The 11,934-nt window shown below is 52.7% G+C and carries 14 protein-coding genes and 2 pseudogenes; 3 read left to right on the top strand and 13 right to left on the bottom strand.

Annotated features, from left to right (window positions below; translation table 11 throughout):
* Positions 1 to 46: 46 nt before the first annotated feature.
* The 4 genes from BDK61_RS20775 to BDK61_RS20760 form a co-directional block, all read right to left on the bottom strand.
* Complete coding sequence (locus tag BDK61_RS20775; RefSeq protein WP_007189983.1) at positions 47 to 259, bottom strand: hypothetical protein; 213 nt, start codon at positions 257 to 259, stop codon at positions 47 to 49.
* Between the two features lie 351 nt (positions 260 to 610).
* Positions 611 to 1,423, bottom strand: coding sequence for a polymer-forming cytoskeletal protein (locus BDK61_RS20770; protein WP_244209952.1), 813 nt, complete (start codon positions 1,421 to 1,423; stop codon positions 611 to 613).
* Positions 1,424 to 1,718: 295 nt separating this feature from the next.
* Positions 1,719 to 2,837, bottom strand: a complete 1,119-nt coding sequence (locus BDK61_RS20765; RefSeq protein ID WP_011222163.1) for a hypothetical protein — start codon at positions 2,835 to 2,837, stop codon at positions 1,719 to 1,721.
* 78 nt (positions 2,838 to 2,915) lie between these two features.
* Entirely contained in the window at positions 2,916 to 3,455 is a 540-nt protein-coding gene (locus tag BDK61_RS20760) for a hypothetical protein (RefSeq protein ID WP_244209950.1), read from the bottom strand.
* A gap of 238 nt (positions 3,456 to 3,693) precedes the next feature.
* On the opposite strand from BDK61_RS20760, the gene BDK61_RS20755 reads away from it, so the two are divergent.
* On the top strand, positions 3,694 to 4,413 hold the full coding sequence (locus BDK61_RS20755) for a hypothetical protein (RefSeq protein WP_244209949.1): 720 nt from the start codon (positions 3,694 to 3,696) through the stop codon (positions 4,411 to 4,413).
* A gap of 97 nt (positions 4,414 to 4,510) precedes the next feature.
* On the opposite strand, the gene BDK61_RS20750 is transcribed toward BDK61_RS20755, so the two are convergent.
* On the bottom strand, positions 4,511 to 5,737 hold the full coding sequence (locus tag BDK61_RS20750) for a helix-turn-helix domain-containing protein (protein ID WP_244209946.1): 1,227 nt from the start codon (positions 5,735 to 5,737) through the stop codon (positions 4,511 to 4,513).
* A gap of 48 nt (positions 5,738 to 5,785) precedes the next feature.
* Positions 5,786 to 5,962, bottom strand: coding sequence for a hypothetical protein (locus BDK61_RS23985; protein WP_244209945.1), 177 nt, complete (start codon positions 5,960 to 5,962; stop codon positions 5,786 to 5,788).
* 537 nt (positions 5,963 to 6,499) lie between these two features.
* Here BDK61_RS23985 and BDK61_RS20745 point away from each other — a divergent pair.
* A complete protein-coding gene (locus BDK61_RS20745) occupies positions 6,500 to 7,330 on the top strand; it encodes an IS5 family transposase (RefSeq protein ID WP_121303441.1) in 831 nt (276 codons plus the stop codon).
* Between the two features lie 31 nt (positions 7,331 to 7,361).
* Here the strand turns inward: BDK61_RS20745 and BDK61_RS20740 are convergent.
* From BDK61_RS20740 to BDK61_RS20720, 5 genes and pseudogenes are all read right to left on the bottom strand, one after another.
* A pseudogene (locus tag BDK61_RS20740) lies at positions 7,362 to 7,622 on the bottom strand (ISH3 family transposase); the annotation flags it as partial.
* Positions 7,623 to 7,809: 187 nt separating this feature from the next.
* A complete protein-coding gene (locus BDK61_RS20735; protein ID WP_121304782.1) occupies positions 7,810 to 8,526 on the bottom strand; it encodes a homing endonuclease associated repeat-containing protein in 717 nt (238 codons plus the stop codon).
* A gap of 32 nt (positions 8,527 to 8,558) precedes the next feature.
* Positions 8,559 to 8,849: pseudogene (locus BDK61_RS20730) on the bottom strand (transposase); the annotation flags it as partial.
* A 549-nt stretch (positions 8,850 to 9,398) separates the two neighbouring features.
* Entirely contained in the window at positions 9,399 to 9,680 is a 282-nt protein-coding gene (locus tag BDK61_RS20725; protein WP_011222310.1) for a hypothetical protein, read from the bottom strand.
* Positions 9,677 to 9,883 (bottom strand): hypothetical protein, encoded by a 207-nt coding sequence (locus BDK61_RS20720; protein WP_011222309.1) that lies wholly within the window; start codon positions 9,881 to 9,883, stop codon positions 9,677 to 9,679. Before BDK61_RS20720 ends, BDK61_RS20725 begins: the two co-directional genes overlap by 4 nt.
* A gap of 188 nt (positions 9,884 to 10,071) precedes the next feature.
* On the opposite strand from BDK61_RS20720, the gene BDK61_RS20715 reads away from it, so the two are divergent.
* A complete protein-coding gene (locus BDK61_RS20715) occupies positions 10,072 to 10,488 on the top strand; it encodes a DoxX family protein (RefSeq protein WP_007189963.1) in 417 nt (138 codons plus the stop codon).
* A gap of 84 nt (positions 10,489 to 10,572) precedes the next feature.
* Here the strand turns inward: BDK61_RS20715 and BDK61_RS23655 are convergent, their stop codons facing one another.
* Together BDK61_RS23655 and BDK61_RS20705 are read right to left on the bottom strand one after the other, a co-directional pair.
* Positions 10,573 to 10,815, bottom strand: coding sequence for a hypothetical protein (locus tag BDK61_RS23655; protein WP_167467409.1), 243 nt, complete (start codon positions 10,813 to 10,815; stop codon positions 10,573 to 10,575).
* Between the two features lie 410 nt (positions 10,816 to 11,225).
* Positions 11,226 to 11,861, bottom strand: a complete 636-nt coding sequence (locus tag BDK61_RS20705; RefSeq protein WP_121304497.1) for an IS6-like element ISH15 family transposase — start codon at positions 11,859 to 11,861, stop codon at positions 11,226 to 11,228.
* Positions 11,862 to 11,934: the final 73 nt, after the last annotated feature.

The raw sequence follows: 11,934 nt of genomic DNA, 5'->3' as shown, positions 1-11,934 counted from the left end.
TATCAGTTGATGTGACTGACTGACAAAAAGTGCTTCCAGCAGCATACTAGTCATTGAATTCCCTTTTCACATAGTTGAGCAGATTATCCGCTGCAAATGTGGGAATGAAATCCTGTAGTAGTGTATCCCGCTCCACGTTTCTACCCTCAGAGACATCCCCTTCAGTCGTGTTGAGACGGATGGCTTCTTTCTCTATGACGGAAGAAATATCCACTTTCGGAGTTGCCTCTCTCGTCTCTCCTGTTTCTAAATCTTTCATCCAAAGCGTCCATCGCAAACCGTCGGTCCCGATACCGACTAAGTATCGTTGGTCGACGTCGCGTAGATACTTGCAAGAAGTATCCTCTTCAAGATACTCTCTGATATCATCGGTAGCCTTCTGCAGCGTGTCATATAATACGTCTCACGCTCTCTAACCGTCGTTTAGACAGCCCTGACCTCGCGCTTAACTCCGTGGTTTCGCCATTCACTAGTTCTATTCAACATAGAAGGTGTGAATTATATTTGTTGAGAACTATTGTATGACAGGCTCTCTACAGAGCTACGTACTCCATCCTACGCCTGAGAGAAAGTTCCACCGGCGTCGACAGGCCCTGTTATTTGTGCCTTCTTACCGAGAGACAGTTCCACCGGCGTCGACAGGCCCTTTTATTTTTGCATTCCTACCGAGAGAAACGTCTCCACCGGCGTTGACAGACCCTTTTATTTTTGCATTCCTACCGAGAGAAACGTCTCCACCGGCGTTGACAGACCCTTTTATTTTTGCATTCCTACCGAGAGAAACGTCTCCACCGGCGTTGACAGACCCTTTTATTTTTGCATTCCTACCGAGAGAAACGTCTCCACCGGCGTTGACAGACCCTTTTATTTTTGCATTCCTACCGAGTGAAACGTTTCCACCAGCCTCCACAGACTGCTTGACTTTCGCTTCTGAATTAAGAACCACGCAGCCGGCGGCATTAATATGGTTGTGAACTATTACGTTTGACAACAGCTCCACAGTCTTGCCTTCGTCAATGGTCTCTTCAGTATCTTCTTGAATTACCAGACGTGGGCCGGCACAAGGATTAGTTACCTCAACTGGTGTCGACCGTGACAGCGATACACTAAAATCTCCGGTCGCTGTGTCAACGGCCTCTAAAGTGAACTCAATCTGGTCGGGTTGTTTTGCTGGGTTCACATCGACAGTGAACTTGGCTTCTCTTTCGGAGGGAATCGGCTGCTGTTGGGTGTCGGTAGGAATCGTAACGCCGTCGATATCTTCGGTAAGACTAATATCAACACGCAACCGCTCTGTTGTGTTGTTCGTTACTGTGACGAGTGGGCTCCCAATAGTTGCCTCAACCGGCTTCTCGACATCAACTCCAACGAGCGCAGACGTATCATCAGCGGTGTCGATATTGGTCTCTCGTTTAGCAGCCACATTCGAGAAGGCCCCCGTAACATGGGTACTCGCTCCGCTGAGGCCACCGCCCACAAGCGACAGGAGTAATCTTCGTCGACTCAGGAGGCTACTTGACTCGCCTCGACTCCGGTTTCGGTGTTTAGACATGGAAGTGCGCTAGTGTCCGGTACAGCAATAATTTCAATCCGGAGGAATATAACATCTCTTGTCTTCTGGAAGGTGTATAATAGTTTTCTGACATAAACAGTATTCAAGAGAATACTGGTTGAGTAGTTCAGGTCGAGCAATGCTCTGCTGCAGTAACGTAGCAGTGCTATCTAATGGTTGGTACATCGAGATCCGGGACCAGTCGATACCCAGTCACTGTACCGACGGCGGTAGAAACCGTGAGCGCCGTGACTAACTGCGAAACCGGGCCGAGACCAGCGCTTGAAGCCGCTGATACGGCAAGCACTGTGAACACGAGCGCGGTAAGGCCGATTATCGCTTCCCGGACGGCGACACGGCGGAATCGGCGACGGCGGTCGCTTGGGTGCGTCTGGAGCACCGGGAGGACACTATGATATCGCGTTTGCACAAGGTAGTTCGTCACTACAGCGAGCAAGCCAGCGACGGTCGTCCATAGTCCCCAGCCAATACCAAATATCGGATCAAACTTGAGCGAAAATCCGCTCGGTTCTGCCGACTGCTGGTCTCCGGGTGACGGCGACACAGGTTCGGCCCCACCGCCAGCCACGGCTTCCGCCTCGTCCTGGGTGTCAACAGGCGTTACGGCCGGTTCATCGGTCGATATATCGACCTCAGTACCACCGCCACCGCCCCCGCTGGCAGGCGTTTCAGTCGGGTCATCCGCCGGCGTCACAGTCCCGGGGCTGACACCGCCCCCGCCGCCCACACTGCCGCCACCGCCTCCACCACCGCCGCCTCCGCCAGTACTTGGCTCGGCATCTGGAATTTCCATTGTGTAGGTCACTGTCTCCGAAAGAGACGCCGGGCTGTCAGCCGTTGTTGTCACAGCAAACCCGAGCGTTGCTTGTTCGTCTGGATCGAGGGTAAGTGTATTATTCGCTTCATCGACCGACTCGCGTGCGCCTGTGTCTGTGCTTCTGTAGATATCCAGCCACACACTATCGTGTTCAATCCGTATCGTCGCTGGTTCGTCACTACCGGTAACGCCCCCAAAACCGACAACAAACACATTGTCGAATACGGCCTTTGTACCGGAAATGACATCAACAGAGAGACGAAGCTCGCCGTTGCTGTCGAAGGATGCATAGCGATCACCATTGGGCGTGTCAGCCGGAGCCAGTGCAACCCCAGTGTCTTCCGCTGGAGCGAGATCATCAACTGGTCCTGAAAGTGGGACTGCGGCCGTAGAAATGACTGTTCCGCAGACGATGAGCGCGAACCCAAGAGCAACGTACCATTTCATATTATAGCTGAGAGAGACGACTTACGCAGACAATGCCAATGCCGGTCTCCACCTGCTACTCATCAGGTGGACTGCCGACTATGAACTATTGTAGTCCTCTTGGCGTGCTGCGAAAACGATTGAGTCTATATCACCGATTTCTGCGCCAGTGTGGTTCTGGAGATCGACGACAATTGTAAGCGTAACAGAAGCACCATCGGCTAAGTTAACAGCGTTGTTGCCTTCGCTACCGACGATTGAACTCCCGCTTTGGCCTGTTTTAATATCTAGTGCACTTCCGACAAGGTTATTTGTCGATGTGTTTGCATCGTACTCGGTCTTACTGGAATCTACTGAAAGACCGACATTCTTGTTGCTGTCATTAGTGACTTTAAGTGCATTCTTGAATGTGGTCGTCGCCTTTTCATTGAGATCGGTCTGTTTGAGTTTGATTACGGACGTGTCTGCTCCGTCTGGAGAGTCCGTAACAATAATGCCGTTCTTATCTTCAGGGGTACCACCATCAGCATCACTCAGCTTATTCGCTTCAAAACTCAACAGCGCTGTTGAATCATCAGAGGTCTGTACATTAACTGACCGGGTCGCCTCGACCGAGGAGAACGCACCGGAGCCAAACACGCCACCAACAGTCGCACTGAGCGACCCAAGTCCGAGCAGGACATTTCGTCGAGTTACTCGCATTTGTTATGCGATACAATGCTAGCCCACCAGTTACTATTGGCGTGCTTGAGCGGGGTTAAGGGTGCCCATTAATTCGTCAAGCACGGCTTTATCCCGGCTCAAGCAACCCAATAGTAAGTCCCCGGACCCTGTTGTAAGTGGTACGGCACGCACATAACGTGCTGACTAACGAACTATGAATCGCAGAAACGTACTTACGGGACTTGGTGGATTGGCAATTAGTGGTGGTGCACTCTTTGGCACAGGCGCATTCACGAGTGTCAGTGCAACACGCTCAGTTGAAGTGAACGTCTTCGGCGACAGTGGCGGGACAACGGGTCTCGTTGACGATGCAAACAGCGGTGAGGAAGCGAATATCGCAGAGACAATCACTGGAGGTAGTGGTGAGGATGAAACTGGTGGCGCTGTTGATGTACTTATCAATACAGCGAACAAGTCCATCTCTGTCGCAGGACCGGACGGAGGGGGTGTCAGCGCAACTACTCTGTTCCCGTCTGCCGGTAGTATTTACGGCAATGCTATCGGTACCGAGTACGTGAGCCTTGTTGCCAACGACGTGACAATCGTTTTCGGTGACGAGCAAGGGCTCCCACCGAGTAGCTCAGTTGGGTTCAGCAACCTGTTTGCGTTCGTGCCAAACACAAATGGTACTGAGTTCGACGTTCGCTTCGAGAGCGATGCGGCAGCTGATGCAAGCCTCCTCACAGAGATAGGAGGGACAGGTCTTAACAGTGATGATGACACGAGTAATGATCCAAGCTTCACCATTAGTGGTGTGTCCAAACCTAATGGTCAATCAGCCATAGAGTCGGGAAGTATCACAGAACAGCCTGCTAGCGTCGACACCACAACGTCAGATAACACTAGTCAGACGCTCGATATAACTATCGAATAACTGTCACCGTAAGGACAGTCTGTCAGTTTACTGCTCAATCAAAAGCATATGCAGTTCTTTGGTGAAAATAGGGACATCCAGAGCGTCAGATTCGCGTTTAGTTTGCAGAACTGACGAGCGAAGCCTGGGTCGTCGTTGGATCGGGATCAAGCCCCAGCACGACCGATTTGGGGGATTGGTAACGCACTGATTCGGTCCCAGTAGTCAGTTTTTCCAGCGTCATCCCCTGCAGGTGAGCGACCAGCGACAAGACCGGTCGACAACTGGGGTGCTGGTCCAGCCACTCGTCGAACCGATCACCGCGTCCTGTCACAGCCAGCGTCAGTTCACCGCCGTAGTCGATCTCCTGATGCCCCAATTCGTAGAGAACTTCCGCGATAACAGCCATTTCGTCGGAGAACGCCGGCCCGTAGGCCGTTGTGTCCACCTCAGGGGTAGGGGTTGCAGTCCGTAAATCGCCTTCCTCACCGTCGAATGGCAAGCAAATCCGCCATTCCGTCGCTCGACCCGGTCCAAGATCCTCGCGTTCGATGACGCCAGCGGCCTCGAGGTCGGCAAAGTACGTCTCGTTGTTCCGAAGCGTCTGTGTCGAGACGTCCAGAAGGTCGGCAAGGTCACCCGTCGCCAGGGGTTCATCGACATCCAGCAGTATCGCGACAGCCTCGGAGACCGACTGAGGTCCGAGATCGGGCAGGAGTTCGTCGACATCCAGCTCCGACAGCGCATACCGGAGATCGTCGGTCGTGAGGGTCCGTGGCTGGTCCGCCTCCCCGCCGAGGTGGAAGACAGCCCGCGCCGCAGCGAACGTTCCGCTCGTCAGGGCGTGCAAGATTGAGACCGTCTCTCGGGTCGGTTTCAACGATTTGAGGCTCAGTTGCCGGGACAGCGCAGTGGCGACGGCGTCGCGACGATCGCCATCGACGATATCGAGATTCAGCATGAACGCTGAGAACCCATCGGCGCCGTCCTGCAGATCCAGATGATCGTCAAGATCCTCGAGGTGGGGTCGCATCGAGTCGACCGTTGGGCCAGCAAGCACCCAGCTGCCGGTCGTGTCACCGGTTGGGTCCGCTGCGTCGACATCAGGCGTCGCGAGCAGTTGAGACCGTTTCTCTTCACGGTCCTCGTAGAGCACTCGGTACGCAGAATAGAGCCCGTAGCGGCTGGACACCGCAGTCTGGGTTGGGATCATTTTCGGGAGATTGTCTCGGCGAGTGCCATCTTCAACCGCCCAGTCAGGGACCTTGAGGACGCGAGTGATATCGATGCCGAGCATATCATAGATCCGGGAGACGGTTCCCAGCAGGCCGTGGGCGTTGCGCATCACCGTCGAGAGGCTTTCGTTCTCGTCGTCGTCGCCGTTGTCGTTACCCTAGACGTCGGTCGTCATCCGGAGTAGCTCATCGCGAGCGTCTCGAAGCCGGGACCGGAGGCCTTCGGCGGTAGCGTCTTGATTCCGGAGATAGCCCAGACACCCCCCCATCGCGGAGGAGATACAGGTCAGACACCGGGAGTCCGTCCAGTCCAGACCGGTCTGGCCCGCCAGCAAGCCGATTCTGCGTTAAGACCTGCTGAAACGCCGGTTCTGAGAGTAACGCCGCACAAAGACGGACCAATGTGTGGACCTGGTAGCCGGCTGCTTCAACTTCGACAACGATCTCATCGCGCTCCTCCAAGAATGAGTAGCCCACCCTACGGGAGTCGCCGGCCGAGTTGACTTCTTGAAATGAAAACTCGTTGAGTAGGGTTGCAGCCCACACACCAGATTTCCCGAGTCCACGCGAAACAGTATTGCACTTTGGCTCCCCCACCGTATTTCCGGAGAGTCCCGATTTTATTATGAATTCCAGAAATTCGCGAACCCATTTCGGAGAGCCCCGAGGTATTCGCTTTGTACGATCATGGGGATCAACAGTCCATAAGATGCTGCAGCAATCACGTATCTCCACTCCAAATATATCGTCGGGGAAGCGGGATGCACCTGGTTTCCACAGAATTTTATTTGTTATGGCTCTGTTGAATCACTAGACGGCGTCGGGATAGGTCGCTAAATCAAAGGAGTTGAAGCGGGATGATTCGGTTGCCTATGACACAAATCTCCCGCTTCACTGGTGAGATTGTGCCGATTGCTCAAGTTGTTACCGGTGATGGAGACGAATCCGCCGCCCCGGAAGGCGGCGGCGGATTCGCCGACTATGCCATCGTTTCCCTGCATTGTCTGCGGATCTATCTTGATACATCCTACCGGATGACGATTGACCTGCTCAAAGAGATGCCACAAATAATCGGGGAGATCGGCCTCAGCGCGGCCGATCTCCCCTCTCCATCTACGTTGTGTAAAGCGTTCGACCGAATCGAAATGAGCGTCTGCCGAGTGTTGCTGCGCCAGTCGGCGCAGCTGCACGACCCATCGAAACACGCTGCTATCGACGCTACATTCTACGAACGCTCAGCAGCGAGCCGTCACTACTGCCAGCGCATAAGCTACCGCGTCCAGAAGCTGAAAGTCACGAAACTCGTCGATACAGAGACCCAAGCAATCCTTGACGTACACTGCTCAACGACTCGGGAAGGAAGCGACGCAGACCTCGCTGAGCAGATCGTCCGCCGGAACGCGGGCGATCTGCGGTCTCTAGCGGCCGATAAAGGCTACGACAAGCAAGCGCTCCGTAAAGCACTGCGTGAACTCGGCATCAGACCGCTCATCAAGCACCGCATCTTCGCTCCCTACGACCACGCTCACAACGCCAGAATCGACAAACAACGCTACAATCAGCGCTCTATGACTGAGACCGTTAATTCGGCCGTGAAGCGCTCGCTCGGCTTCGCCGTGCGAGCGCGTTCCTGGTTTCGTGAGTTCCGAGAAATCGCCCTGATGTGTGTCGTCTATAACATCAAACGTGCCGTCAAACAGTGAATTCCACCGCCTTATGGCGATTCAACACAGCCGCCTCAACCGAATCAACCTCAAACTGATCGAGGAGGTGTCCACGGACGGTATTGGCGTGCGGTGAGTCGTCAGTCGTTTTGCAGACGTGATTGATCGAGGTCCCGCCAGCGCTAGCGCTGGCGAGGACCCCGTACAATGTCTCCGTAGAGACCTCAATGTCTTCTCCGAGATCTACCGAAAGCTCCTTTTCAAGACTGTTAGCGACAAAATTAACAAGATGCTCTCCCTCTAACTCGTTGTCTGCTTGGGGGTGCTCCACATCCTCTCCAAGCAGACGCTTACTCTAACCCAATGTGATCGACTGGTTATGTCTCTTTCAGAAACTGAAGTAGAACTAGTGCGTCTTCAGTCCTGAAATGCTAGCTTTATCCACTTAGAGCGGCTCTAGAGAGTATTCAGGAATATTCTGAAGTCCCTCATACCACGAACTCAGAGCAGAGAACCCATCAATCAAAAGCAATTTCTATGGCGTTTGACCATGACTCGAAATGCCGTTGGTATGTAGCTGATGCATATTTACCAATCTCATCCATCTGACGAGCAGATGGTGGGTCCCCCAGTTTATTTTTGAGCCTAGTTATTTCATCAAGTAGTTCCTTTTCGGTGATTTTGCTGCCTCGATTTTCGGGCTCAAATCCAGCTTCATCTAGAGCTTCATTCCATGATCCAAAGTGCTGGCTATACGTGGTTGGATCATAGTTCCCCAAATCTTCCATGTGCTTGAATCTCGGTGTTCCACCTATTTCCGTCGCAAGTCTATTTATTTCCTCAATAAGCTCGTCAGCAGTAATAGTAGCTCCAACATTTTCGGACTCAAAGCCAGCTGCTTCTAAGGCGTTATTCCATGATCCAAACTCGTTTTTATAGGTAGAACGCCAATATCTACCATGTTTATTCATATCTAAAGCAGTTGGTTTTTTATTAAGATCGTCAGCCAGTCGTTGCAACTCTTCCAATAGATCCGCTTCAGAAACTTTAGAGTCCGACTCATTTGGGTCGTATCCTGCTTGTTCAATAGCCTCATTCCAAGATCCAAATCGAGAATAGTATGTTGAAGCGGAGTGTCTACCCTGCTCGCGAAACTCTGCAAGCGACGGGGGATGTCCGAGTTCACTTGCTAGCTTGCGTATCTCATCTAAGAGCTCATCATCAGAGTATTGCATTCTCGGTACAGTATAATACAACTACATAAATAAGATATTCCGTTCGTCGTATGTTCTTCCATCCCTCGAATGATGTGGAACATCTCTGGAATGGTGAGCTGATGTTCGGCAAACACCGTCCCTGTGAGATCATTAAAAATGCTCTCACAGTCCTGACAACGATAGCGTTGAGCGTCCTTTCGCGTTGTTCCTTTCTTGATCGTGTCCGCACTGCGGCAGTGCGGGCACGTCACCTCGTCCGGCCATCGCTGTTCACGCAGATACTCTAAGCAGTCCTCTTTGTCCGGCAGAAAGACCTCGTTAACACTCTCTCTGCTGACCATATTGGATAGAACCACGAGCTCCAGTTATGAAAAAGTACTCACCACTACAGAAGAGCGATCCCGGCAAAGAAACTGCAAGAGCTGGGCAACGATTAGCGCTCGATTAATTCACCAGTCTTAATCAGTGCCAGTGGATCATACCCGTCCTGATAGACCGTATAGAGATAGTACGCAAATGTGAGGAAGACAAGTACCAGACCGAAAACAAGCCCCTCCATTGAAGAGTTCATATCTGATATTATGAACACTCTGAAAATATATGTTTGGGTCACTCAGCGGCTTCAGGGTGGTTGACGAGATATCCCGCAGGTGGCCCGTGAGTTCCATGTGTGCTCTAATACATTCGCTGAGGTACTCTTTGAGTGCTAACCGAGTCTTTTAGTTGACCGGGTTTCCGGCAACAGGTCTGCTGATTCTTGGAGTGATCGTAGTAGTCCCGGCAAAAACTGAAAGAACCAGACGACTAGCCTTCAATCACTGTACTGCTTGTCTTGATGTGTAAACTTTGCTTCACTGGCATGGATACCGACGATCGGCTCCCCACACCAGCTACGGCGTGAAGTCGATCTCTGATGCGTCGCGAGTCGCTATCGCCACATGGTCAGTTCCCTGTATAGTCCCGTAGATCAGCGTCTCGGTTGTATCGTCGTAGAGACGGACGTAGTTGTCAGCAGTTCCAGTAGCGTCTGGCGCTGCAAACTGCGTCACATCCGCAAACTCTTGAGTTACTGACTCATACCGGTCATTGTCATCGTCTGCAGTGACAGCACCTGAGGTGGCGGTCACACCAAGCGCTGCCGCTACAGCCGAGAGGTATGTTCGTCGATTCATCCGTCAGTAAACGCCGAGTCGTCGCGGACGTTCACTGAGATGCCCTCACTACTCTCCGTAACGTAGAGAAGCGTGTTTGCCTCCGCATCATGGAGTCGGAGCTGACTGTCGACACTACTTGATTCCGGCAGAAGAAGTTCAGACACGTCGTCGAACTCTTGCTGGGAAGCGTCGTACCGTTCGTCGTCATCATCGTGTGACATAGCTACACTTCTGGGTAGGGGGTTGAGAAGTTTAACTGGGCCAGTAACACCGGTGTTACATAGTGGTATGGATGTCGCCAAACACCTACAAATGCGTCCCGTTTAGCATTAGATATGGTATACTTGGCCATAATAGTTGAAACAATAAGGAAGAATAGAGCGAAGGTATCTCAGGAGGTGCGTCGATAATGGCTATTACAGGTGCCGAGGGAGTGGCACTTCTCATCGGCCGCATTCTGTTTGGGGGTGTGCTCGCGTTTACTGGTCTGAACCATTTTTTCGAAACAGAAGAAATGACTGGCTATGCAGAGTACAAGGGCCTCCCGGCACCCAAGGCTGGTGTGCTACTCTCTGGGGTCCTCCTCATTCTAGGCGGGCTCGGGATTATTGCCGGTGTGCTACCTGCGGTGAGCGCAGTGGTGATTGCTGGGTTCCTTATTGTTTCTGCGCTCATATTCCACGACTTCTGGGCAGTCTCCGAGGAAGAACAGCAGACCGAGATGACGCAGTTCCTGAAGAATATTGCACTAGCCGGCGGTGCACTCGTTATCGTTGCGATCGGGCCACAGTCTTGGGCATATAGTCTCGGTATCACTGTCCTCTAGACCTGCTTGAATCTGAAGTACCCGTTTTTGCGGTGGGTAGATGTCTCCTCCGTACCGATATCTGATTATTTTCGAGTTGACATATCAGCGGGCCCCGGAACGGTCGGTCGAGCACCCGCGGGCTTTCGAGGACTGGTCCATCTCGGTCACGGTCGTCGCGGTCGCGTTCCCGGTAGTCCCACCGATGGAGAACACCCCACCGTTTCCGCTGAAAGAGCGCCCCCTGTTTCGAGTGTTGTTGTGGGCCGTCGCGACGGCGATGACCCAGTCCGACAACGCGCGAAATTTCCTGTGTTGTGAACCTGATAGGATTGCGGTCGTCGCCATCGAGTGTCTACTGTCTCGCCCACTGTGTCTTCCTCTTCGCTCAGGGCCCACTACCCCGTGTGCAAGATGACTCTCCCCACTGATCCTCGAGTCAGTCCTCCGCCATTGTCGCCATGATGGCCGCCCACCCAGTCGTCGCGATCTCCCTTCCACTCTGGCTCTGGCCTGGCCCACTGTCCCACCGCCGCCGACGTCCACTGTCCGACCTCAGTCTGCACTGCCGGCGGCCCACTGCTGTGTCACCAGCCTGTCGGTCCCACTGTCGCACCTGTCTAGTCATCCTGATAGTTCGCCCCTCTTGGGGGTCGCCCCCTTGGCGCTCGCCTGAAGCCCTCTTTCGGTCGGCTCTGGCTTCACCTCACTTTACCCTTTTACCCCCCTTTCTCTTTGGACGATTACCCCCATCGTGTTCAAATAAGCTGATTCCATGCGAAGCTGAACGATCTGATCCAATCATCGGCTGTTTCCGCTTCGGCGTTGCTGAAACAGTTTGAGAAACAGACAGTTCGTCGTTTTATTTCTCTGAAGACACGTTCAACAGCATTCCGATTTCCATGTTTTTCGTATCTGAAATCGAAGCCATGTCGTTGACACACAGCTTGTAACGATCTGGAGCCATCGACGAGAAACACGGCGTCGTCGACGTCGTGTTTCTCAGAGAGTTCGGTGAGAAATGCATGGGCGAGAACCTTTGTTGTAGTTGGTCTAAGCTTCGTATGAAGCAATTTGTTCGTTTGTGGATCGACAGCGGCGTACAGCCAATATCTCTCACCGTTGAGTTGGATCACAGTTTCGTCAACCGCAACGTGATCCGGTGACTGTCCATCTTTGGGCTGTAAATCTGCTTTGTGAACCCAATTATAGACAGTTGATCGAGCGCGTTGGACACCGAATATTTCAAGAACCGAGACAGTATTCGAAAGTGATAGTCCAGCCAAATGCAGTTGAATACTCAGCTTCATCAGCAGTCGCGGTGTCGCTTCTCGCTCCACAAAATCTAAGTCGATTTGGTCGATATTACCGCCGAGGCCGGCGTTTTTGGGCATAGACACTTCAAAATCGCCGTGCCTCACTCTTCAATCCTTATCTGAACACTACGACTCACCCCGTAACCGCTGG

Origin of the sequence: Haloarcula quadrata, from assembly GCF_003634715.1 — an archaeon.
In the GTDB taxonomy this organism is placed as follows: Archaea; Halobacteriota; Halobacteria; order Halobacteriales; family Haloarculaceae; genus Haloarcula; species Haloarcula marismortui.
The sequence above is the reverse complement of the archived record's forward strand: the minus strand, read 5'-3'. Positions and strand labels throughout refer to the sequence as shown.